This window comes from Actinophytocola xinjiangensis, assembly GCF_001921215.1.
Taxonomy (GTDB): Bacteria; Actinomycetota; Actinomycetes; order Mycobacteriales; family Pseudonocardiaceae; genus Actinophytocola; species Actinophytocola xinjiangensis.
In genome coordinates this window covers 48,506-71,308 of record NZ_MSIF01000026.1, presented here as the reverse complement: position 1 = coordinate 71,308, position 22,803 = coordinate 48,506, and the positions used below count along the sequence as shown (strand labels likewise).

At 71.6% G+C, this 22,803-nt stretch carries 21 protein-coding genes; 11 read left to right on the top strand and 10 right to left on the bottom strand.

The window, feature by feature from the left end:
- Positions 1–154 precede the first annotated feature (154 nt).
- Both BLA60_RS35055 and BLA60_RS35050 read left to right on the top strand, forming a co-directional pair.
- Positions 155–772, top strand: a complete 618-nt coding sequence (locus BLA60_RS35055; RefSeq protein ID WP_154814819.1) for a TetR/AcrR family transcriptional regulator — start codon at positions 155–157, stop codon at positions 770–772.
- Positions 772–1,980, top strand: a complete 1,209-nt coding sequence (locus tag BLA60_RS35050; RefSeq protein WP_075137360.1) for an APC family permease — start codon at positions 772–774, stop codon at positions 1,978–1,980. The genes BLA60_RS35055 and BLA60_RS35050 overlap by 1 nt, the downstream gene beginning before the upstream one ends.
- Positions 1,981–2,073: 93 nt before the next feature.
- On the opposite strand, the gene BLA60_RS35045 is transcribed toward BLA60_RS35050, so the two are convergent.
- The 4 genes from BLA60_RS35045 to BLA60_RS45015 all read right to left on the bottom strand — a co-directional run bounded on the left by BLA60_RS35045 (position 2,074) and on the right by BLA60_RS45015 (position 5,755).
- Complete coding sequence (locus tag BLA60_RS35045; RefSeq protein ID WP_075137359.1) at positions 2,074–3,198, bottom strand: alpha/beta hydrolase family protein; 1,125 nt, start codon at positions 3,196–3,198, stop codon at positions 2,074–2,076.
- 118 nt (positions 3,199–3,316) lie between these two features.
- Positions 3,317–4,603 carry an ArsB/NhaD family transporter gene (locus BLA60_RS35040; protein ID WP_075137358.1) on the bottom strand — a complete coding sequence of 429 codons (1,287 nt, stop codon included), beginning with the start codon at positions 4,601–4,603 and terminating at the stop codon, positions 3,317–3,319.
- A 130-nt stretch (positions 4,604–4,733) separates the two neighbouring features.
- Positions 4,734–5,249 (bottom strand): CBS domain-containing protein, encoded by a 516-nt coding sequence (locus tag BLA60_RS35035; RefSeq protein WP_211288952.1) that lies wholly within the window; start codon positions 5,247–5,249, stop codon positions 4,734–4,736.
- Positions 5,246–5,755 (bottom strand): cation:proton antiporter regulatory subunit, encoded by a 510-nt coding sequence (locus tag BLA60_RS45015; RefSeq protein ID WP_211288951.1) that lies wholly within the window; start codon positions 5,753–5,755, stop codon positions 5,246–5,248. Before BLA60_RS45015 ends, BLA60_RS35035 begins: the two co-directional genes overlap by 4 nt.
- A gap of 246 nt (positions 5,756–6,001) precedes the next feature.
- Between BLA60_RS45015 and BLA60_RS35025 the strand changes: the two genes are divergently transcribed.
- Together BLA60_RS35025 and BLA60_RS35020 are read left to right on the top strand one after the other, a co-directional pair.
- A complete protein-coding gene (locus BLA60_RS35025) occupies positions 6,002–6,955 on the top strand; it encodes a sensor histidine kinase (protein ID WP_075137356.1) in 954 nt (317 codons plus the stop codon).
- Entirely contained in the window at positions 6,952–7,611 is a 660-nt protein-coding gene (locus BLA60_RS35020; RefSeq protein ID WP_075137355.1) for a response regulator, read from the top strand. Before BLA60_RS35025 ends, BLA60_RS35020 begins: the two co-directional genes overlap by 4 nt.
- Positions 7,612–8,017: 406 nt before the next feature.
- Here BLA60_RS35020 and gdhA read toward each other — a convergent pair whose 3' ends face one another.
- From gdhA to BLA60_RS35005, 3 genes are all read right to left on the bottom strand, one after another.
- Positions 8,018–9,367, bottom strand: coding sequence for an NADP-specific glutamate dehydrogenase (gene gdhA, locus BLA60_RS35015; protein ID WP_211288950.1), 1,350 nt, complete (start codon positions 9,365–9,367; stop codon positions 8,018–8,020).
- 69 nt (positions 9,368–9,436) lie between these two features.
- Complete coding sequence (locus tag BLA60_RS35010; RefSeq protein WP_075137353.1) at positions 9,437–10,015, bottom strand: TetR/AcrR family transcriptional regulator; 579 nt, start codon at positions 10,013–10,015, stop codon at positions 9,437–9,439.
- Positions 10,012–11,439: an N-acyl homoserine lactonase family protein gene (locus BLA60_RS35005; protein WP_075137352.1), complete on the bottom strand. Its 1,428-nt coding sequence runs from the start codon at positions 11,437–11,439 to the stop codon at positions 10,012–10,014. The genes BLA60_RS35010 and BLA60_RS35005 overlap by 4 nt, the downstream gene beginning before the upstream one ends.
- Positions 11,440–11,666: 227 nt before the next feature.
- Here BLA60_RS35005 and BLA60_RS45010 point away from each other — a divergent pair, with 227 nt between their 5' ends.
- From BLA60_RS45010 to fdhD, 5 genes are read left to right on the top strand one after another with little or no spacing between them, the layout of a single operon-like run.
- Positions 11,667–12,149 carry a formate dehydrogenase subunit gamma gene (locus BLA60_RS45010; protein ID WP_075137351.1) on the top strand — a complete coding sequence of 161 codons (483 nt, stop codon included), beginning with the start codon at positions 11,667–11,669 and terminating at the stop codon, positions 12,147–12,149.
- Positions 12,146–13,696: a formate dehydrogenase beta subunit gene (locus BLA60_RS34995; RefSeq protein WP_075137350.1), complete on the top strand. Its 1,551-nt coding sequence runs from the start codon at positions 12,146–12,148 to the stop codon at positions 13,694–13,696. The genes BLA60_RS45010 and BLA60_RS34995 overlap by 4 nt, the downstream gene beginning before the upstream one ends.
- On the top strand, positions 13,693–16,515 hold the full coding sequence (gene fdhF, locus BLA60_RS34990) for a formate dehydrogenase subunit alpha (RefSeq protein ID WP_075137349.1): 2,823 nt from the start codon (positions 13,693–13,695) through the stop codon (positions 16,513–16,515). Before BLA60_RS34995 ends, fdhF begins: the two co-directional genes overlap by 4 nt.
- On the top strand, positions 16,512–16,733 hold the full coding sequence (locus BLA60_RS34985; RefSeq protein WP_075137348.1) for a formate dehydrogenase subunit delta: 222 nt from the start codon (positions 16,512–16,514) through the stop codon (positions 16,731–16,733). Before fdhF ends, BLA60_RS34985 begins: the two co-directional genes overlap by 4 nt.
- Position 16,734: 1 nt before the next feature.
- Positions 16,735–17,580: a formate dehydrogenase accessory sulfurtransferase FdhD gene (gene fdhD, locus BLA60_RS34980; RefSeq protein WP_075137347.1), complete on the top strand. Its 846-nt coding sequence runs from the start codon at positions 16,735–16,737 to the stop codon at positions 17,578–17,580.
- A 4-nt stretch (positions 17,581–17,584) separates the two neighbouring features.
- On the opposite strand, the gene BLA60_RS34975 is transcribed toward fdhD, so the two are convergent.
- Positions 17,585–18,874, bottom strand: a complete 1,290-nt coding sequence (locus BLA60_RS34975) for a hypothetical protein (protein WP_075137346.1) — start codon at positions 18,872–18,874, stop codon at positions 17,585–17,587.
- Between the two features lie 167 nt (positions 18,875–19,041).
- Here BLA60_RS34975 and BLA60_RS34970 point away from each other — a divergent pair, with 167 nt between their 5' ends.
- Positions 19,042–20,508: a glycoside hydrolase family 76 protein gene (locus BLA60_RS34970; RefSeq protein ID WP_162293057.1), complete on the top strand. Its 1,467-nt coding sequence runs from the start codon at positions 19,042–19,044 to the stop codon at positions 20,506–20,508.
- A gap of 15 nt (positions 20,509–20,523) precedes the next feature.
- On the opposite strand, the gene BLA60_RS34965 is transcribed toward BLA60_RS34970, so the two are convergent.
- Both BLA60_RS34965 and BLA60_RS34960 read right to left on the bottom strand, forming a co-directional pair.
- The gene (locus tag BLA60_RS34965) at positions 20,524–21,189 is read right to left on the bottom strand and encodes a lysoplasmalogenase (RefSeq protein ID WP_075137344.1); all 666 of its coding nucleotides are present in this window, start codon (positions 21,187–21,189) and stop codon (positions 20,524–20,526) included.
- Between the two features lie 33 nt (positions 21,190–21,222).
- Positions 21,223–21,744 carry a DinB family protein gene (locus tag BLA60_RS34960; RefSeq protein WP_075137343.1) on the bottom strand — a complete coding sequence of 174 codons (522 nt, stop codon included), beginning with the start codon at positions 21,742–21,744 and terminating at the stop codon, positions 21,223–21,225.
- Positions 21,745–21,833: 89 nt separating this feature from the next.
- Here BLA60_RS34960 and BLA60_RS34955 point away from each other — a divergent pair, with 89 nt between their 5' ends.
- On the top strand, positions 21,834–22,802 hold the full coding sequence (locus BLA60_RS34955; RefSeq protein WP_075137342.1) for a helix-turn-helix transcriptional regulator: 969 nt from the start codon (positions 21,834–21,836) through the stop codon (positions 22,800–22,802).
- Position 22,803: the final 1 nt, after the last annotated feature.

The window sequence follows — 22,803 nt, the reverse complement described above, 5'->3', positions numbered from 1 at the left end:
CGGTACCGCTGCTGCGGGAGGCGATCGGCTTCTGAGCACCGGCCCCGACGGCCGGTTCGGCGCGTCAGCGGGTGGGGGAGATCACCTGCCGACCGCCGCCGACCGTGGCACGGTGACCTACGCGGACTTCCAGCGCGCGACCCCGGAGGGACGGATGCCACGAACCGTTGACGAGGCGGCGCGCGCCCGCCGCCGCGAACACTTCCTCGACGTCACCAGAACGCTGATCGAGACGAGAGGCTACGACCGCACCAGCGTCCAGGACGTCCTCGACGAGGCCAGGGCCTCCCGAGGCGCCTTCTACCATTACTTCGTGTCCAAACAGGAGCTGCTGTCCGCCGTGGTCGACAGCGTCGCCGGGACCGTCGCCGCCACCCTCGACCCCATCGCCACCGACCCGCACCACGACGCCGTGGCGAAGCTGGTCGCGGTGTTCGCCGAGCTGTCCGCGCCGGACCTGGTGCGCACCCTGCGCGTCTGGTCCGCCGAGGGCAACGAACGCGTGCGCCAGCGGGCCCGCGTCGCGATCGTCGCCCGCCTCACCGGGCCCCTGACGGCGATCGTCGCCCAGGGCGTGGCCGAAGGCCGCTTCACCGTCCCCGACCCGCCCGCCGCCGCCCACCTGCTCGCCACCCTCACCCAGGACCTCAACGACGACCTCGCCGACCCGGCGTCCTCTGTGGACCGCACGCTGCGCACCCACACCTGGGCGGTGGAACGCCTCCTCGGCCTCCCACCCGGCTCCTTGCCCGGCACCGGGTTCCCCCGCTGATGGGTGAGTTGCGGCGTCGGCTGGGGCTGGGTGACGCGGTGGTGGTCGGGCTCGGGGCGATGGTCGGAGCCGGGATCTTCGTGGCGCTCGGGCCGGCGGCGCGGGCGGCCGGCGCGTGGCTGCTGGCGGCGTTGGGGGTGGCGGCCGTGGTCGCCTACTGCAACGCCACGTCCTCGGCGCGGTTGGCGGCCCGCTACCCCGCCTCGGGCGGGACCTACGTGTACGGCCGGGAGCGGCTCGGCCCGTTCTGGGGCTACCTGGCCGGCTGGAGCTTCGTCGTCGGCAAGACCGCCTCGTGTGCGGCGATGGCGTTGACGGTCGGGCTGTACGTGTGGCCCGAGCACGCCACGGTCGTCGCGGTCGCGGCGGTGGTGGTGCTGACGGCGGTGAACTACGGCGGGGTGCGGAAATCGGCCTGGCTGAGCCGGGTTCTGGTGGCGGTGGTGCTCGCGGTGCTGGCGGGGGTGGTGGTGGCGGGCCTGGGCGGGGGCGCGGTCGCGCGGATCGCCGACGGCGGGCACGGCGGCGTGCTCGGGGTGGCGCAGGCGGCGGGACTGCTGTTCTTCGCCTTCGCCGGCTACGCGCGGATCGCCACGCTGGGGGAGGAGGTGGCCGACCCGGCGCGGACGATCCCGAGGGCCGTTCCGCTCGCCCTGGGGATCGCGCTGGTGGTGTACGCGCTGGTCGCGGTCGCGGCACTGGCCGCGTTGGGGCCCGACGGGCTGGCGCGCTCGGCGGCGCCGCTGTCGGACGCGGTGCGGGCCGCCGGGGCGGCGTGGCTGGACCCGGCGGTGCGGGTCGGGGCCGCGTGCGCGGCGCTGGGCTCGTTGCTGGCGCTGGTGCTCGGCGTCTCGCGGACCGTGCTGGCGATGGCCCGCGACCGGCACCTGCCCACGCCGCTCGCCGCCGTGCACCCCCGCTTCGGCGTACCGCACCGGGCGGAGGTCGTGGTCGGGGTCGTGGTCGCCGCGGTGGTGGCCGTCGCGGACGTGCGGGCGGCGATCGGGTTCTCGTCGTTCGGGGTGCTCGTGTACTACGCGATCGCCAACGCCTCGGCCTGGACGCTGCCCGGCGCGTCCAGGGTGGTCAGCGGCCTGGGGCTGGTGGGCTGCCTCGGGCTGGCCGGCACGCTGCCGTGGCAGTCGGTCGCCGGCGGCGCGGGCGTGCTGGCCGTCGGGATCGCGGTGTACGCGGCCCGGCGCCGGTGAACCGGCACGCCCGACGGCCGGCCGCCGGTGAGGTCCGGGTGCGGACCTGCTCACCGGCGGCCGCCGCCGACAGACCGGGCCGGACAACCACCCTCAGCCGATGAACGTGACCTCCGGGTAACGCGGCGAGGGCGCGGTCATCAGCGGCTGCGGCGTGCCCCGCAGGTGCAGGTCGAAGAACGCCCGGGTGTAGGCCCGGAAGATGGCCGCGCCGCGCCGCGCCGGGGTGTCGGCACCGAAGTCCAGGCCCAACTCCTCACCCACCAGGCCGATGTCGGTGAACGACGGGTGCTGCATGCCCTCCACCACCAGCCACCGCCGCCAGCCGGTGAGCTGGGGCCACACCGTCTCCCACGACCGGGACTCCGGCCCGATGCCCGGCGTGTAGGTGTTCGCCCGGCCGAGGAACAGGAACGGCCGGTCCAGGCCGCCCTCCGGCAGGGCGACGTCGGCCGTGCCGTCGGCGTCGAAGCCCGCCAGGATCCGCTCGTCCTCACGCATCGTGACCAGGGTGGCGGCGCCGCCGACGGAGTGCCCGCCCATCGCGATGCGGCTGGCGTCGATCAGGCCGGCGCCGCGCCACGGCGGGCGTGGCCCGGTCAGTTCGTCGAGCACGAACGACACGTCGGCCGCCCGGCCGGCGTGCAGCTTGTCCCAGAACGCCGGGTCGTAGGAGCCGCACGCCGCGCACGGCGCGACCCGCCCGTCGGGGAAGGTCGTGGCGACGTTCTCGTAGGTGTGGTCGATGACCGCGACCACGTTGCCGTGGCTGGCGAGGTCCTCGGCCAGGGTGGTCAGCGTCGCCCGGGGGCGCTTGAACCCCGGTGACAGCACGAGCAGCGGCAGGCCTTGTGGGCGCCCGACCGGCCGCGCGTCGACCACCGCGTTCGTCCTGGTCGAGGCGATGGCCGCCGCGGTCACCTCGGTGATGCCGGCCTCGTCCAGTACGGCCGTCGCCTCGGCGACGGTCAGGAAGTGCCGGGTCGGCCCGTGGCCCCGGGCGGCCGGGTAGAACACCGACACCATCAGCTCCCGGTGGGCCACCGACGGCACCCACGGGTCCGGCCGGGACGTGTCGACCAGGTGCAGCGAGGTCGTGCCGACCGGATGTGGCCCGGTGGGCGCCGGCAGCCGGGGCACGGGACCGGCGGACACGGGTGGGGCGGACTGGACGGCCAGTGTCAGGACCACGGCCAGAGCGCCGTACAGGACACGCATGGGATTCCCCCGTTCGGTGAGGCAGCAACGAGAACCTCACCGAACGTAGGGAGCACCGGCCCGCGCCGCGTCCGTCCCGGTATGCAACTCCGGGTCGTGGTCATCCCGGGGATGTAGCTCAGAGGAAGTACCGCAGCCAGACGTACACCCAGGCCATCAACGTGCTCAGCGCCGTGACGACCAGACCGTAACGGGTGAACTGCCAGAACGAGATCGGGTGACCGGTGCGGGCGGCGATCCCGATGGCCACGACGTTCGCGCTGGCCGCCACCGCCGTGCCGTTGCCGCCGAAGTCGGCGCCGAGGGCGAACGCCCACCACAGCGAGCGGCCGGTCTCCGGGGTCGGTGCCCCGGCCGCCAGGTCCTCCACGATCGGGGCCATCGTCGCCACGTACGGGATGTTGTCGAAGAACGCGCCCAGGATGGCCGACCCGAACAGCAGTGAGGTCGCCGCCAGGAAGAAGTTGTCGCCGAACGCGGTGATCGCCCAGGTGCCGACGGTCTCGATCACCCCGGTGTGCACCAGGCCGGCGACCATCACGAACAGGCCCATGAAGAAGACCAGGGTCTGCCACTCGATCTCGCGCATCACGTCGGTGACCTCGGCCCTGGTCACCAGCAGCATCAGCCCGGCGCCGACCATCGCGACGATCGCCGGGTCGAGGTGCAGCGTGGCGTGCAGCGCGAAACCGGCCACGACCAGGGCGAAGACGGCCAGACAGCGGCGCAGCATCCGAGGGTCGGTGATCGCCCGGCGCTCCTTGAGCGCCATCACCGAGGCCACCTTTTCCGGGTGGTACTGGAACGACTTGCGGAACAGCACCCGGGTGAACAGCACGAACACGGCGAACACGACCACGACGATCGGCGCCATGTGCACCAGGAAGTCGGTGAACGTCAGGCCGGCGCGGCTGCCGATGATGATGTTGGGCGGGTCGCCGATGAGGGTGGCGGCGCCGCCGATGTTGGAGGCCAGGATCTCGGCGATCAGGTACGGCTTGGCCGAGATCTGCAGCCGGTCGCAGACCACCACGGTGACCGGCGCGACCAGCATGATCGTGGTGACGTTGTCCAGGAACGGCGAGGCGATCGCGGTGATCACCATGAGCATGACCATCAGCCGGTAGGGCCGGCCCTTGGACTTCTTGGCCGCCCAGATGGCGAGGTAGTCGAACAGCCCGGTCTGTTTGATGATCCCGACGATGATCATCATCCCGAACAGCAGGAAGATGACGTTCCAGTCGATGCCGGCGTGTTCGGAGAAGAACACCTCGGAGCCGGGGATGAGGCCGAGCGCGGCCATGGCGCCGGCCGCGACGAGCACCACCTTGACCTTGTCGATCTTCTCGGTGGCGATGAAGAAGTACGCCGTGACGAAGATCGCGAGGGCAAGAACCGCGCTCACGTGTCAAACCCCGGGGGGCCACCGTCAAGGGGGTGCACGGGAGCTGCCTCCTCTGTTTTCGGGCATGGCACGTCCGGGCACCGGCGCATGGCCGGGGCCCGGACGGGTGGGGGAGATGGTCTGGGAGCGGTTACTCGTCGGTGGTGAACACCGCCAGGCTGGTGATCAGCCGTTCGAGGGTGATCGCTCCGATGAGTGAGCCGTCGGGGTGGACGACCGCGATGAGTGGGCTGTGTTGTCGCGCCATCAGCGCGGCAACCTCGAGCAACGTCGCGTCGGCACGGATGGTGACCGGCCGGGGTGCCGACACTGGCGCACACTCGGCTACTGTCCGTGAGCCCAATTCCACCCAGAAGTGGTCAGCGGATTCTTCGTCGATCGCCCGCACCAGCGCGGGGTCCTTCTGGAACGCCTCGGGCACCGCCAGGCGCAGGACCTGGGTCCCCGGCAGCACCATCTTGGGCCGGGACCACTCGTCCACCACGATCAGACCGGGCAACCGGCTGACTGCCATCACCCGCACCGCCTTGGCGACCGGATCACTCGCGGTCACCGTCGGCACGTGCGCGGCGATGTCACTTGCTTGCATGGCACCAGCCCCGGTTGTGCTTATGAGCCGTGTCGGCTGAACTGCTTCGGTACTCACCGGCGCTCCCTGGCCACGGCCGCGACGGCGCGTTCCAGTGCGTCGACTCGTTCAACGAGCGACCGGTCGTGCAGTATCGCCGCTACCTCGACGGCCTCGTCGGCGTCCAGGTCGATGGCTTGCACAGGCACGTCGGGATCGATGTCCGGTTCGTAGACCAGCAGCTGCCGGCGGTCGTCGGTGACCAGGACGGCGAATCGCTGACCGCCGCGGGTGACGAGGTGGGTCAGCTTGCCGGTGCCGGGCACTGTCGTGTGGGTGATGTTCATGCCGGACTGCTCCCTCCTCATGCCACAAGCGACTGTGGTCACCGTCGATTCTCGCTGAAAGTGCTGGTCGGAGCCATCGGTGTCAGCACCCATCCTGGATGGGGAGAACCATGTACCCGGCTGGCGCTCGGGCACCCCCAGTCCCGCCGTCGCGAGGAGGACGAGGCCGGCGGCGATGAGCACACCGTGCCCGAGTGCGACCCCGATGACCAGGACCGTGGTCGCGACGGTCGCCATCGACCACACCCGCCACCTGCGTGCTCTCCTCATTCCCCCTCCGATCCCCGAAGCGGGTGCCCGGCCTCCACAATCGCCCATATCGGACCTTCGGCGCCATCCGTGCTCGCACCCACATCGCGGCTCTGGTAGGTGTGGGCACCGCCAGGAGATGAGGGCTGGCACGGATGCCGCCAGCTCGTCGCGCGGGTACATGTTGGGTTGATGGCCATGGTGTGACGAGATGGTCTGACGAGGAGGCTGTGCGTGTCGTTGTTCTGGCGGATCTTCCTGCTCAACGCGGTGGTGGTGCTGGCAGCCACGATCGCGTTGCTGCTGGGTCCGGTGACGGTGTCGACGCCGGCACTGCTCACCGAGGCCCTGGTCCTGGCGACGGGTCTCGGGGTGATGCTGGCCCTCAACGCGCTGCTGTTCCGGGTGGGCCTGGCGCCGCTGCAACGCCTGATCAGAGCGATGACCACTGTGGACCTGCTGCGCCCTGGTCCGCGTCCGGTCGCCAACGGCCGGGGGGAGATCGCCGACCTGATCCGCGCCTTCAACGGCATGCTCGACCGGCTGGAGGCCGAGCGGGGCCGCAGCGCGGCGCGCGCGCTGTCCGCGCAGGAGGCCGAACGCCACCGGGTCGCGCAGGAGCTGCACGACGAGGTGGGCCAGACCCTCACCGCCGTCCTGCTGGAGCTGAAGCGGGTGGCCGACCACGCGCCGCCCCCGGTGTGCGACGAGCTGCGCCAGGTGCAGGAGACGACCAGGAGCAGCCTCGACGAGATCCGCCGCATCGCGCGCCGGCTGCGCCCCGGGGTGCTCACCGAGCTGGGCCTGATCTCCGCGCTGAAGGCCCTGACCGCCGAGATCGCCGAGCCGACGGGTCTGAGCGTGCGCAAGTCCTTCGGCCAGGACCTCCCCGAACTGGGGGAGGAGGCCGAGCTGGTGATCTACCGGGTGGCCCAGGAGAGCCTGACCAACACCGCCCGCCACGCCGGCGCCCGCCACGTCGACCTGACCCTGCGTCGCTCCGGCCCCGGGGTGGAACTGCGCATCCGGGACGACGGGCGTGGCGTGGGCGGGGCGGCGGAGGGAGCCGGGATCCAGGGGATGCGTGAACGTGCGCTGCTGGTTGATGCCAAGCTTTCCGTCGGCGCCGGGCCAGCCGGTGGAACCGAGATACGACTTGTCATACCGATTTCCGCGGAGCGTTCATGACCACACCGTCCCCGGCGCGCATCCTGCTTGCCGACGACCATGCGCTGGTCCGTCGTGGGGTTCGGCTGATTCTCGACAACGAGCCTGATCTGACCGTGGTGGCCGAGGCCAGCGACGGGGCCGAGGCCATCGAACAGGCTCGGGCGACGTCGCCCGATCTGGCGATCCTGGATATCGCCATGCCTCGGTTGACCGGATTGCAGGCCGCCCGGGAACTGTCTCGATTGTCGCCCGATCTGCGCATTCTCATCCTGACGATGCACGACAACGAGCAGTTCTTCTTCGAGGCGTTGAAGGTCGGGGCTTCCGGATATGTTCTGAAGTCGGTGGCTGACCGGGATCTGGTGGAGGCCTGCCGGGCGGCCATGCGGGGCGAGCCGTTCCTGTACCACGGGGCGGTTTCGGCGTTGATCCGCAACTATCTGGACCGGGCGCATGACGGGGACGACCCGCCTGATCGGCCCATCACCGTTCGGGAGGAGGAGATTCTCAAGCTGGTGGCCGAGGGCCATTCCACCAAGGAGATCGCCTCCATGCTGGTGATCAGCGCGAAGACCGTGGAGCGCCACCGAGCCAACCTGTTGCAGAAACTGGGGTTGCGGGATCGCGTCGAGTTGACTCGCTATGCCATTCGGGCCGGGTTGATAGAGCCCTGATATTCGGGCTTGACCTCGAGACCGACCCACACCAGCGACCGACCCGACCCGACCCGACTCGGCCCGCCGGAGGCTCACCCGAGCCTCCCCGTCACGGCCCAGCCTCCAACGGACAGACACAGGCCAAACCAGAACCCCCCACCACGGAGCCCTCGCCCACCCGGGTCTGGCGGTGGACACCGCCAGGGGCAGGGCGCAGCCCTGCCCCTAAGGCCCTGCCTCAGGGCGGCGGAGGCTCACGGGTCAAGAGGCCCACAGGTGAACACGAACCCAGACAAAGCCCAGTTCAGGGCCTCTTGAGGCGTGAGTGGCCGCCCGTAAAATCCACCGCCAGACCCGGGCAAGACAAACAAACCCCCCACAACCCACACCACCAGGGAAACCCACAACCCCACAAACAACGAACTCAGATAATCCCCAAAGCCAACATCGCGTCCGCGACCTGCGTGAACCCGGCGATGTTGGCCCCGGTGACGTAGTTCCCAGGCGACCCGTACTCATCAGCCGTGGTCAGGCACCGGTCGTGAATGCCCCGCATGATCGATGCCAACCGCTGCTCGGTGTGCTCGAAGGACCACGAGTCGCGGGAAGCGTTCTGCTGCATCTCCAACGCGCTGGTGGCGACCCCGCCGGCATTGGCGGCCTTGCCCGGCGCGAACGTCACCCCGGCCTCGCCGAAGGCCCGGACGGCCTCCGGGGTGCACGGCATGTTCGCCCCCTCCGCGACGACGGAGCACCCGTTCGCGATCAGTACCGCCGCGTCGGCGCCGTTGAGTTCGTTCTGGGTCGCCGACGGTAGGGCGATGTCGCACGGCACACCCCACACCGACTCGCCGGTCACGTACCGCGCCGGGTCGCCGCATTCCTGGGCGTAGTCGGAGATCCGGCCTCGCCGAATCTCCTTGACCTCCTTCAGCAGCCCCAGGTCGATGCCCTTCTCATGGTGCACGTAGCCCGAGGAGTCCGAGCAGGCGACGACGGTCCCGCCGAGTTGCTGGATCTTCTCGATGGCGTAGAGGGCCACGTTGCCGGAACCGGACACCACGACACGCTTGCCGTCGAAGGAGTCCCGCCTGGTGCGCAGGATCTCGTCGACGAAGAACACGGTGCCGTAGCCGGTCGCCTCGGTGCGGACCTGGGAGCCGCCCCAGGCCAGGCCCTTGCCGGTCAGGACGCCGGACTCGTAGCGGTTGGTGATGCGTTTGTACTGTCCGAACAGGTAGCCGATCTCCCGGCCACCGACCCCGATGTCACCGGCCGGAACGTCGGTGTACTCGCCGATGTGGCGGTACAGCTCGGTCATCAGCGCCTGACAGAACCGCATGACCTCCCCGTCGGAGCGGCCCTTCGGGTCGAAGTCCGAACCGCCCTTGCCGCCGCCGATGGGCAGGCCGGTCAGGGCGTTCTTGAAGATCTGTTCGAAGCCCAGGAACTTCACGATGCCCAGGTAGACGCTGGGATGGAAGCGGAGGCCGCCCTTGTAGGGGCCCAACGCGGAGTTGAACTCGACGCGGAAACCCCGGTTGATCTGCACCGCCCCACGGTCGTCGACCCAGGGGATGCGGAAGATGATCTGGCGTTCCGGTTCGCACAGTCGGCGGATCACCGCGCGGTCGGCGTACTCGGGATGCTTGGCGACCACCGGGCCGAGCGAGTCGAGCACCTCGTGCACGGCCTGGTGGAACTCGGTCTCGCCGGGGTTGCGTCGCAGCACCTCGTCGTAGATCGTTTCCAGTTTCTCGTCCAGACCTGGCACATCCGCTCCTCTCGTCGTCCTCCACCGTCTCATGAGGACCCCCTGTCGCGGGGCGAGGAGTTGGGGATGTCACCGCCCCAGCAGGCGATTCGCCTGGTGGACGAGCTTGGCGAGGTAGTCGCGGTCGGACGGCTCACCGGGGTCGACCAGCATCCGGTACAGCGCGGCGCCGACCACCATGTCGATCACGGTGTCGATGTCGACGTCGGCCTCGGGGTCCACGCCGGCGGCCAGGGCCTCGCGGACCAGGCGGCGGCGGGGCCGCAGGTACTGCTCGCGGTAGGTGGCCAGCAGGTCCGGGTGGCTGGTGCTGGAGCCGATGAGCTGCGCGAGCACCGCCCGGTAACGGGGATCGCCCAGGGTGGTGACCCACGAGTCCATCAGGCGCTCGTCGGACGGCCCGGCGTTCTCCGCCCAGAGCCGCTCCTCCGGGACGACCGTGCGGGCCCGCTCCAGCGCCTGGACCAGCAGGGCCTCGCTGGAGGGCCACCGGCGGTAGATCGTGACCTTGGCCACCCCCGCCCGCTTCGCGATCCGCTCGACGTTCGCGCCCTCCACGCCCTGCTCGACGAACAGTTCCAGCGCGGCCTTCATGATCAGGTCGTCGACCTGCGGGTCGCGGGGCCGGCCCCGCGAGCGGCCGGTCACCGCAGCCGCCAGTCCGGGGTGAGCACGCCGTCCAGGTGCCGGCGCAGCGCGGCGAAACCGGCCGGGTCCGGGCGGCCGGTGGCGAACACCTCGTCGACGACAGACCGGTAGGGCGTCGTCTCGTGGGCGAACAGCGGCGCGACCGTGGGATCGGCCAGCAGGCCCTGGACGCGGCGGGCCGCGTCCAGCTGGTTGGCGGTGTCCGCACCGCCGAGCGTCAGCTGCCGGACCTCGTCGACCGCGAGGTGGCGCAGCGTGTACAGGGTGTCGCCCATGAACAGCACACTTCCGTCGTCCATCCGCAGGAGCACGCACTGGTGCCCCGGCGAGTGCCCTGGGGTCGGCAGCAGGATCACGCTGCCGTCGCCAAAATAGTCCTGGCTGTCCGGGAACGTGCCGTACGCCCCCGAGTCGTAGCGCGGGAACCGCAGGTTCGCCTCGACCCGCTCGAACGAGTACCCGTAGCGCACGCCCTGGTCCCAGTCGCGCCGGTCCAGGACGACCGTCGCCGTCGGCAGGTGGCGCAGGCCGCCGGCGTGGTCGTCGTGGACGTGGGTCAGGAACACCGTGGCGACGTCGTCGGGGTGGTAGCCCAGCCGGCCCAGCCGCACCCGCAGGTCCTGCTCGGGGGCCTGCCGGTACTCGTCGCGCTGGCTCAGCAGGCGCGACACCATCGCGTTGTGGTTGTAGTAGCCGTCGTGGTCGTGGGCCTGCTCCCAGGTGATTCCGGCGTCGACCATCAGCACGCCGTGGCGGGGGTGGTCGATCAGGTACGCGTACACCGGCACGGTCAGCTGGGTCTTGTCCAGCAGCGTGCGCACATAGCCCTCGACGCCCACCCAGTCATCGAGCCCGCCGTGGAACTGGCCGAAGGTGACGACCGTGTCGCCCAGGTGCAGCGGGAACACCCGCACCGCGCCGTCGGTCACCCGCTGCCGCCGGCCCGGCGCGTGCAGGGCCGCTGCCCGCGCGCGGGCAGCCGGGGCCAGCCGGTCACGCCGCCGGTCCCGCGCCCAGCCGACCGACGCGACCCCCAGCGCGCCGAGCGCGACCCCGGCGCCGCCGAGCAGGAACACCCGGCGGGAACGGCTCGGCCCCGCTGGCGTCCGCCGGACCGTCACCAGTGCCGTGACCAGGGCGGTCACCGCGCCCAGTCCCAGCAGGACGGGCGTGTCGGTCACGTAGAACACGACCGCGAAGTACAGCCCGAGCGTCGCGAGACCCGCCGGGACACCGAGCAGGACGGCGACCCGGCGTCGGCCGAACGCCCCTGGCCACAGCAGGCCGGCGGCCAGGGCGACCAGCAGCGGGCCGTACACGGCGAGCACCGCGAGCGGCACGTCCTTGAGTCGCAGCACGATCAGCGTCGCGGCGATCACCAGCACGCACGCCGCCAGCAGCGCGACCTTGCCGAGAAGCTTCACGACCCACCCCCTTTTCGAATACGCAAACGGTAGCGTTTGCATATTAAACCCGATCGACGGGCGCGATGGCCTCACGGACCGGCGGCGCGGTCGCTCCCCGGCGCGGTGGCGCCGTTTCGGCCGCTCACCGGTGACCTCGCCGCCGCCGATCGTGATAGACGGCGGTTATCGGGGCATCGATTTCATTGTCTTGACCTGTAGCATGTCAGAACGAAACAGTTGGTGGCATGACTGCTGTCTCCGACCTGACGACGGTGCGGGTTGGCCGGGTTCGCGAGATCGCGACGCGGTTGCGCGAGCGGCGCGGTGCGCTGCTGCCGATCCTGCACGCCGTCCAAGCGGAACTGGGCCACATCGACACCGTCGACCTGCCGGTGATCGCCGACGTGCTGAACCTGTCGGTCGCCGAGGTGCACGGCGTGGTCACCTTCTACAAGGACTTCCGCCGCGAACCCGCCGGCCGCGCCACCGTCCGGATCTGCCAGGCCGAGGCCTGCCAGGCCGTCGGCGCGCGGGAACTCGCCGACCACGCCCGGCAACGGCTCGGCGTCGGGTTCGGCGAGACCACCCCCGACGGCGCGGTCAGCCTCGACGAGGTCTTCTGCCTCGGCAACTGCGCCCTCGGCCCGGCCGTCCAGGTCGGCGAGCGGCTGCACGGCCGGGTCAGCCGGGCCCGCCTCGACGTGCTGCTCGGGGAGGTGTCCCGGTGAAGGTGTACGTCCCCCGCGACTCGGCCGCCCGCTCGGTGGGCGCCGACGAGGTCGCCGAACGTCTCGAAACCCTGGCCGACGGCCACGACGTCACCGTCGTGCGCACCGGCACGCGCGGCATGCTCTGGCTCGAACCGCTCGTCGAGGTCGACACCCCGCACGGGCGCGTCGGCTACGGGCCGGTCGCCCCGGAGGACGTCGACGGGCTGGTCGCCGCCGGCCTGTTCGAGGGTCGCGGTGAACACCTCGGCCTCGTCGAGGACCTGCCGTGGCTGCGCCGGCAGAACCGGGTGACCTTCGCCCGCGTCGGCGTCGTCGACCCGCGCAGCGCCGAGGACTTCACCGCGCACGGCGGCGGCGCCGGGCTGCGCGCCGCCCTGGCCAGGACCCCGGCGCAGGTCGTCGAGGAGGTCGTCGAGTCCGGGCTGCGCGGCCGGGGCGGCGCCGGCTTCCCCACCGGCATCAAGTGGCGCACCGTCCTGGGCGCGGAGGCCGACCAGAAGTTCGTGTGCTGCAACGCCGACGAGGGCGACTCGGGCACCTTCGCCGACCGGATGCTGATGGAGGGCGACCCGTTCACCCTCGTCGAGGGCATGACGATCGCCGGCTACGCGGTCGGCGCCAGCGAGGGCTACGTCTACGTCCGCTCCGAGTACCCCGACGCGGTCGAGGCACTGGAGTCGGCGATCGCCACCGCCCGTGCGCTCGGCTGGCTCGGTGACCGGGTGCTGGGCACCGACTTCGCGTTCGACCTGCACGTGCGGGTCGGCGCCGGCGCCTACATCTGCGGCGAGGAGACCGCGATGCTGGAGAGCCTGGAGGGCAAACGGGGGACGGTGCGCTCCAAGCCGCCGATCCCCGCCCTGGAAGGGCTTTTCCGGCGCCCGACCGTGGTCAACAACGTGCTCTCGCTCGCCTCGGTGCCGATGATCCTGGCCGACGGCGCACCCGCCTACGCCGCCCTGGGCACCGGCCGCTCACGCGGCACCAGCGTCTTCCAACTGGGCGGCAACATCGCGCGTGGCGGGGTCGTCGAGACCCCGTTCGGGATGACCCTGGGCGAGCTGGTCAACGACCTCGGCGGCGGGACCGCGTCGGGCCGGCCGGTGCGTGCCATGCAGGTCGGCGGGCCGCTGGGCGCCTACGTGCCGGCGACCCAGTTCGACCTGTCGCTGGACTACGAGTCCTTCGCCGAGGCGGGCGCGATGCTCGGCCACGGCGGCGTCGTCGTGTTCGACGACACCGTGGACATGGCCGCCATGGCCAGGTTCGCGTTCTCCTTCTGCGCGGAGGAGTCGTGCGGCAAGTGCACGCCCTGCCGCGTCGGCGCCGTGCGCGGCGTCGAGACGATCGACCGGATCCGCACCGGCCAGGACCGCGAGCGCAACCTCGTGCTGCTCGACGACCTGTGCGAGCTGATGACCGACGGCTCGCTGTGCGCGATGGGCGGGCTCACGCCGATGCCCGTACGCAGCGCGGTCCGCCACTTCGGCGCGGACTTCGGCATCCCCGAACCCGCCACCACGACGAACGGGGGCCGGTCATGAGTCTGCTCAGGGAACCCGACTTCGGCACGCCGGCCCGCGAGGGCGCGGCCACCGTCGAGCTGACCGTCGACGGCATCGCGGTGGCCGTCGCGCCCGGCACGTCGGTCATGCGCGCGGCCAAGCAGGCCGGGGTGGACATCCCGAAGCTGTGCGCCACCGACAGCCTGGAGGCCTTCGGGTCCTGCCGGCTGTGCGTGGTCGAGATCGACGGCGCCCGGGGCACCCCCGCCTCCTGCACCACCCCGGTCAGCGACGGCATGGCCGTGCGCACCCAGACCGAGAAGCTGGGCCGGCTGCGCCGGGGCGTCATGGAGCTCTACATCTCCGACCACCCGCTGGACTGTCTGACCTGTTCGGCCAACGGCGACTGCGAGTTGCAGGACATGGCCGGCGTGACCGGGCTGCGCGAGGTGCGTTACGGGTCCGGTGTGGACGCCGGTGCCAACCACCTGGACGCGCCCAAGGACACCTCCAACCCCTACTTCGACTTCGACGCCTCCAAGTGCATCGTGTGCTCGCGTTGCGTGCGGGCCTGCGACGAGGTGCAGGGCACGTTCGCGCTGACCATCGACGGCCGCGGCTTCGACTCGAAGGTCGCCGCCGGCGCCGGGGGCTCGTTCATGGAGTCGGACTGCGTGTCGTGTGGCGCGTGCGTGCAGGCCTGCCCGACCGCGACCCTGCAGGAGCGGTCGGTGGTCGAGCTGGGCATGCCGACCCGCAGCGTCGTGACGACCTGCGCCTACTGCGGTGTCGGCTGCTCGTTCAAGGCCGAGCTGCGCGGCGACGAGCTGGTCAGGATGGTGCCCTACAAGGACGGCGGCGCCAACGAGGGCCACTCGTGTGTGAAGGGCCGGTTCGCCTTCGGCTACGCCGACCACCCCGACCGGGTGCTCGCCCCGATGGTCCGCGACTCGATCGCCGACCCGTGGCGGGAGGTCTCCTGGGAGGAGGCGATCGGGTTCACCGCGCGCCGGCTGCGGGAGATCCAGGCCGAGCACGGCGTCGGGTCGATCGGCGGGATCACCTCCTCGCGCACCACCAACGAGGAGGTCTACGTCGTCCAGAAGATGGTGCGCGCGGTGTTCGGCAACAACAACGTCGACACCTGTGCGCGGGTGTGCCACTCGCCGACCGGCTACGGCCTCAAGCAGACCTTCGGCACCTCGGCCGGCACCCAGGACTTCAGGTCGGTGGCCAGGTCCGACGTGATCCTGGTGATCGGCGCGAACCCGACCGACGCGCACCCGGTGTTCGCGTCGCGGATGAAGCGCCGGCTGCGCGAGGGCGCCAAGCTGATCGTGATCGACCCCCGGCGGATCAGCCTGGTCCGCTCGCCGCACATCGAGGCGGCACACCACCTCCAGCTCGCACCCGGCACGAACGTGGCCGTGGTCAACGCCTTCTCCCACGTGGTGGTCACCGAAGGGCTGGCGGACAGGGAGTTCGTCGCGCAGCGGTGTGAGGGCTACGAGGAGTGGGCGGAGTTCATCGCCGGCGAGGAGCACAGTCCGGAGGCCGCCGAGGAGATCACCGGCGTCCCGGCCGCCGAGCTGCGCGCCGCCGCCCGGCTCTACGCCACCGGCGGCAACGGCGCCATCTACTACGGCCTGGGCGTCACCGAACACAGCCAGGGCTCCACGATGGTCATGGGCATGGCCAACCTGGCGATGGCCACCGGCAACATCGGCCGCGACGGGGTGGGCGTGAACCCGTTGCGCGGCCAGAACAACGTGCAGGGCTCGTGCGACATGGGCTCGTTCCCGCACGAGCTGCCCGGCTACCGGCACGTCGGCGACGACGACGTGCGCGGGATCTACGAGCACCTGTGGGGCGTCGACCTGCAGGACGAGCCGGGGCTGCGCATTCCCAACATGTTCGACGCCGCCACCGAGGGCTCGTTCCGCGCGCTGTTCGTGCAGGGCGAGGACATCGCCCAGTCCGACCCCAACACCCAGCACGTGCACGCGGCGCTGGCCGCGCTGGACCTGCTGGTCGTGCAGGACCTGTTCGTCAACGAGACGGCCAAGTTCGCGCACGTGCTGCTGCCCGGCACGTCGTTCCTGGAGAAGGACGGCACGTTCACCAACGCCGAGCGGCGGATCAACCGCGTGCGCCCGGTCATGCGTCCGCGCACCGGCAAGCACGAGTGGGAGATCGTCTGCGAGCTGTCGCAGGCGATGGGCTACCCGATGCACTACGAGTCGTCCGCCCAGATCATGGACGAGATCGCGCTGACCACCCCGACCTTCGCCGGGGTGTCCTTCGAGCACCTGGACAGGGTGGGCAGCGTGCAGTGGCCGTGCAACGAGGCCGCGCCCAACGGCACGCCGATCATGCACCAGGACGGGTTCGTGCGCGGCCTGGGTCGGTTCGTGGAAACCGTGTACGTGCCGACCAGCGAACGCAGCACGCGCAAGTTCCCGTTGATCCTGACCACCGGCCGGATCCTGAGCCAGTACAACGTCGGCGCCCAGACCCGGCGCACCGCGAACGTCGCCTGGCACCCGGAGGACCTGCTGGAGCTGCACCCGCACGACGCCGAGGTCCGGGGCATCCGCGACGGCGACCTGGTGGCGCTGTCCAGCCGGGTGGGGCGCACGACGCTGCGGGCGCTGCTGTCGGACCGGATGCCGGTCGGTGTCTGCTACACGACCTTCCACCACCCGGTCACCGGCGCGAACGTGATCACCACGGAGAACTCCGACTGGGCGACGAACTGCCCGGAGTACAAGGTCACCGCCGTCCAGGTGGCGCTGACCACCGAGCAGGCGTCGGTGCGCGAGGAGTTGGCCAGGGACCGGACGCGGGTGGGCTCGTGACCGCCACCGTCCCGGCCACGGTCCGGCTGGCCAACGAGATCGCCGTCCAGTTCCACCACCGCGACCCGGACGCGGCGGCGGCCGAGATCGCCACCCACCTGCGGTCGTTCTGGGAACCCCGGATGCTCACCGCCCTGTACGCGCACGTCGACGCCGGTGGCGACGGTCTGGACGACCTGGCCGTGGCCGCCGCGCGCCGGCTGCGCGCGGGGGGCTGAGGTGGGCCGGCTGATCGCCAGGAAACCGGTGCTGCGCCTCACCCCCGACGGCCAGCGCCGGCGCCCGGACTCGCTGGCCGTCGAGGAACCGCTCGAACTGCGGGTCGGCGGGCGCCCGCTGGCCGTCACGATGCGCACCCCCGGCCACGACGTCGAACTGGCACACGGGTTCCTGCTCAGTGAGGGCGTCGTCGGCGACGCCGCCGACGTGCGCGACGCCCGCTACTGCTCCTCGCGCGACGACAAGGGCGTCAACACCTACAACGTGCTCGACGTCGGCCTGGCCGACGGCGTGCCCGCGCCGGACACCGGGGTGGAGCGCAACTTCTACACCACGTCCTCGTGCGGGGTGTGCGGCAAGGCGTCGCTGGACGCGGTGCGCCTGCGGACCCGGTTCCCGCCGGCCGCCGACCCGCTGAGCATCGCCTCGGCGGTGCTCTCGGCCCTGCCCGGCGTGCTGCGCGACCACCAGCGGGTGTTCGACCGCACCGGCGGCCTGCACGCCGCCGGTCTGTGCACGCCCGAGGGTGAGGCGCTGGTGGTGCGCGAGGACGTCGGGCGGCACAACGCCGTGGACAAGGTGCTCGGCTGGGCGTTGCTGGCCGGGCGGGTGCCGGCCGCCGGGTGCGTGCTGGTGGTGTCGGGGCGGGCGTCGTTCGAGCTGGTGCAGAAGGCGGTGATGGCCGGCGTGCCGATGCTGGCCGCCGTGTCCGCCCCGTCCTCGCTCGCGGTCGACCTGGCCGAGGAGTCCGGCCTGACCCTCGCCGGTTTCGTCCGCGACGGTTCGATGAACGTCTACACCCGCCCCGACCGGATCGTGCCGGCCGGGGCGTTGGCCGCCGGGTGAGGTGTCAGGGGCGGGAGACGGCGTACATGATCCGCTGGGTGTCGTGCTCGGTGACCGTCCACAGCTGGTCGCGCCCCGGCCAGTAGGACAGGTCCTCCACGCCGACGGCCACGTCGTGGGCGGCGCCGTCGGTGGCCAGGACGCCGGGGTTGCCGCCGGTCGGGACGGCCGCCCGCAGGTGGCCGGGACCGGTCGTGCCGCCGCCGGTGCTGTTGAGGTACCACCGGTTGTCGACCGACACGGCGCCCTGCACCCTCGGCGTGGGCAGCCGGTAGGCCTGGCTGGCCTTCCACCGGCCGTCGGCGGCCGGGGCGGGTTTGCCGGTGTCGCCGTCGAGCGGCCACCGGGCGACCCGGCCGTTGAGGTTGTCGTCGTCCTGGTCGGCGCAGTACTCACCGGTGACGATCGAGTCCGGGTTGGTGGAGCGGTCCAGGCCGAGGTAGGAGAACTTCTGCGGGCCGGAGGCGGCGCACCTGTAGTCGGGCGGGAACTCGGCCAGGCCGTCGGGGTTGGACCAGCCGGAGACCTGCGGCATGACGTAGCGGTAGCCGTAGCTGTAGTAGGTGCCGTCGTGGCGGCCGACCCGGCTCGAGTCGGTGACGTCCCCGTCGCCGGCGGACTTGATGTCGAAGATGTAGCGCATGTCGAACATCCGGATGCCCCGGTTGGTGTCGACGAGGTAGAGGTAGTTGCCGTACCAGACGATCCCGCCGGCGTGCACACTGCCGTGGTCGCCGGACTGCGGTGTGGTCACCTGCTCGTAGGAGGGGTTGCCACTGGTGTTGGTGTACGGGTACACGAGCAGCACGTGCTGGTAGTTCCCGGTCGCCGTGTCCAAGAAGGACACTCGCACGCCCTTGACCGGGTCGGTCTGTTTGTCGTACCAGCTGACCAGGACGGCCTGCTTGTCGCCCCAGTACTGGTCGTCCTGCGCGTCGGCGACCGTGGTGATGCCCTGCGGGACCCACTCCGTGGTCCTGACGTCGCCGTCGTTGAAACAGAACTTGTCCCGAACGGGAAGGGTGTTGGTGTCCAACGCGGGCGACGTGCAGGCCGCGCCCTTCGGGGCGTCGTCGCGGTTGGCCTGGGTCAGGATGTTCTGCACCCCCAGCTTCGGCAACCGCGCGTCCAGTTGGTCGACGATCGTCTGCTTGTCGGTCTGGGTCGGCACGAGCTGGAAGTCCGACAGCGCCGGCGGACTCGCGGCGGCGGCCGAGGCCGAGGGCACCGTCACCGTCGTCACCAGCACGGCGAGCGCGGCGGCCGCGGACAGCGTTTTCCTTGATGTGCGCATGGTTGTGACCTCACCCCACGTTTGGTCTTCCCCGTCGCGCCCCACCGTACGTCCGCCGCCACGGTCGCGCAGCGTCGCTGGTCAGGCGGTGCGTTCGACGCCATGACACCCTTTCGGACCTGGCGGAAAGCGCTTTCATGGGTCACGGTGAAATTTCCCTGCGACAGATGAGGTTCCCCGTGACACGGATGCTGTTCCCCGTCCTGGTCGCCGCCGCACTGGTGGCCGGCGCCCAACCCGCCATCGCCCAACCCACACCAACACCCACACCCGCGCCCGCGGCGACGATCTGCAACCGCTACTGCGACGCCCGCGACCCGTCCCAGGCCGGCGGTGACCGCGTGCCGGTCACCGCCGGCCTGTCCGGGCGGACGCTGTCGCTGCACCTGGCCGACGGCGACCCCATGGGCTGGGCCGCCATCGACCAGGTCCGTCCCGGTGACGAGGTGTGGCTCGACCGCTCCTTCGACGCCGGCGCCACCTGGGAGGGCCGCCTGGGCGTCACCACCGCCCCCCAGGGCTTCGGTGGCTGGCGCACCCAGATGTACAACAACGACGACTGGAACAACCGGGGCGTCGGCGCCCTGCGCGCCTGCGGCCGGGCCGTCGACACCGGCGCCATCGCCTGCACCCAGTGGGCCAGAACCACCTGGAACGCCGCGAACCGCACCGACGCGGCGGCGACCGCGCTGATGGCGCTCTACGACAACACCACCGGCTACTTCCGGGGCGGCGGGTTCTGGGGCAGCGCCGTCGCCCTGACCGGGGTCATCCGCAACGCCGCCGTCACCAACCTGCCCAGCTACCGGTACGCCATCGCCACCACCTACGAGCGCAACGTCAACGCCGGCCGGGGGCACTTCCGCAACGAGTTCTCCGACGACACCGGCTGGTGGGCGATGGCCTGGCTGGACGCGCACGCCCTCACCGGCGAGCAGCGCTACCTGGACACCGCGCGGATCGCCGCCGACCACATGCACACCTTCTGGACCGGCGCCTGCGGCGGCGGCATCCGGTGGAAGGAGGGCTCGACCTACAAGGCCTCGATCTCCAACAGCCTGTACGTGCAGGTCAACGCGACGCTGGCGGCCAGGGCCGGCGAGACCCGGTTCCGCGACCGCGCCCTGGCCGGCTGGTCCTGGTTCGCCGGCACCGGCCTGATCGGCGGCGACAACCTGGTCCGCGACGGCCTCGACGAGTCCGGCTGCGCCCCCGGCGGCACCGTGTTCACCTACAACCAGGGCGTGCTGATGTCCGGTCTCACCGCCCTGTCGGCCCTCACCGGCGACCCGGGGCCGCGCGCCCGCGCCCGCCAGGTCGCCGACGCGACGACCCGCCCCGGCTCCCCGCTGACCGACTCCTCCGGTGTGCTGCACGACCCCGCCGAGGGCTGGGACGACTGCCTCAAGGACGGCGCCTACTTCAAGGCCGGGCTGGCCAGGGGCCTGGCCGAGCTGAACGCGGCGGTCTCCGGCGGCCCGTACACCGCCTACCTCGACCGCCAGGCCGACACCGCGTACTCCCGGTCCCGCAACGCCTTCGACCAGTACTCACTGTCCTGGTCGGCGTGGACCAGGCCGGCCGGCCCCGGCTGTCAGGCCAGCGCGCTGGCCGTGCTGAACGCGACCCACTGACCCCCGGACCGACCCTCAGGCCGGCGTGCCGGCGGCCACCGGGACCCGTTGGCGCGCCAGCACGCCGGCCGTGATCAGGGCCTGGCCGGCGACGTAGGTCAGCATCACCCAGAAGCCCGGCACCGGCGGGGTGTACCAGTCGGCGAACGCGCGCAGCGCGATCAGGCCGTCGGACACGAAGAACAGCGCCCCGCCGATGCCGGCCAGCCGGTGCACGCCGGTGGACAGCACGGCCACCAGCGTCAGGCACAGGCCGTAGACCACCACCGGAACCAGCAGCCCGCCCGCCCCCGGCACGCAGGCCACCAGCAGCCCACCGAACGCGGCGACGTACACCGCGACCGCCGGGCGGCCCAGCACCGACTCGCCGCGCAGCGGCCAGAAGGCCACCGCGTAGGTGATCTGGGCGCACAGGAACAGCCCGACCATGGTGAGGAACGCGGTGTCGCCGGTGAACAGCGCCGGCACGCTGTCGCCGAGCCAGGAGAAACCCAGCGCGACCAGCAGCGGCCGGGTGAGCGGGCCGGGCGGCACGGTCAGCACGACGGCGGCCAGCGCGGGCATCAGCAGGAACTGGGTGGCCTGGGCGGCGGTGTCCGCGCCGGCGAGCTGCGTGGCCAGGTGTCCGGCGGCCAACGCGAGGAACAGCGCGCCGGCGGCGCGGGTGGGGATCGTGCGCACCGGACGGGATCGTAGCTGGTCAGACGCCGCCGGTCAGCCCATCGTCTTGGCGCCGTCCAGGGACTCGCGGATGATGTCGGCGTGGCCGGAGTGCTGCGCGGTCTCGGCGATGATGTGGGTCAGCGCGCGGCGGGCCGTCCAGCTCGCGCCCGGCTCGTACCAGGGCGCGACGGGCAGCGGGTGCGACACGTTGAGGTCGGGCAGCGACCTGACCAGCTCGTCGGTCCTGGCGGCGACCTCGGCGTACTCGGCGAGCACCCCGGCCAGGGTCTCCTCGGGCAGCAACTGGAACCCGGCGGCCCACTCGCTGAAGTCGTGGTCGGTCATCGAGGTGACGTTCGAGGACGGGGCCGGGCCGTTGACGATGAAGTCGGCCCAGGTCGCCTCGACCTTGGCGACGTGCTTGATCAGGCCGCCGAGGGTCAGCTCGCTGGCGGTGGTGCGCTGCCTGGCCTGGTCGTCGGTGAGGTCGCGGGTGGTGAAGCGCAGGAAGTGGCGGCTGGTCGCCAGCATGTCCAGCAGGTCGGTGCGCTCGGTGTCGATCACGGTCGTCATTCTCGTTCTCCCTGGTCGGTGGTGCTTGCGCAGAACGCTATCCACCATTGCGGCCAGTTTCTGTCCTCAATGTGTGACAGTCTTTTTTCATGGCCAACACCAGCTCACGGACGCTGCGGCTGCTCTCGTTGCTCCAGCACCACCGCTACTGGCCGGGCGGCGAACTGGCCGAGCGTCTCGGCGTGTCCCCGCGCACGCTGCGCCGCGACATCGACCGCCTGCGCGAGCTCGGCTACCCCGTCGAGGCCACCCGGGGCGTCGACGGCGGCTACCAGCTGGCGGCCGGCGCCGCCCTGCCGCCGCTGCTGATCGACGACGACGAGGCCGTGGCGCTGACCGTCGGGCTGCGCCACGCCGCCGGCAGCGCGGTGTCCGGCGTGGCGGAGGCGTCGGTGCGGGCGCTGGCGAAGGTCACCCAGGTCATGCCGGCCAGGCTGCGTCGCCGCGCCGAGGCGCTGCGGACGATGACCGTGCCGTTGGAGTGGGTCGCCGGCCCGCGCCCGAACGTGGACGCCGAGATGCTCACCACCGTCGCCCTGGCCTGCCGGGACACCGAGCGGCTGCGCTTCGCCTACACCTCGGCCACCGGCGAGGGCACCGATCGGCACGTCGAGCCGCACCGCCTGGTGAGCCTGGGCCGCCGCTGGTACCTGGTCGCCTACGACCTGGTCCGCCACGACTGGCGCAGTTTCCGCGTCGACCGGCTCAGCGCCCCGGCCGTGACCGGTGCCCGTTTCCGGCCGCGCGAGCTCCCGGCGCCCGACGCCGCCGAGTTCGTCCGCTCCCGGCTGGACCGGGGTTCGCGCCCGCACACCGTCGAGGCGCTGGTGGACGCCCCGGCGGTGGTGGTGCGCGCCCGCGTCGGCCAGTGGGCCACGGTCGACGAGGTCGACGACAACCGCTGCCGGGTGCACCTGACCACGCACGCGCTGTCCTGGGCACTGCTGGCCCTCGGGGTCGCCGGGGCCGACTTCCACGTCGTCGGGCCGCCCGAGCTGCGCGACGAGGTCGCCGACTGGGCCGCGCGCTTCACCCGCGCCGGATTGCCAGACGCGTAAC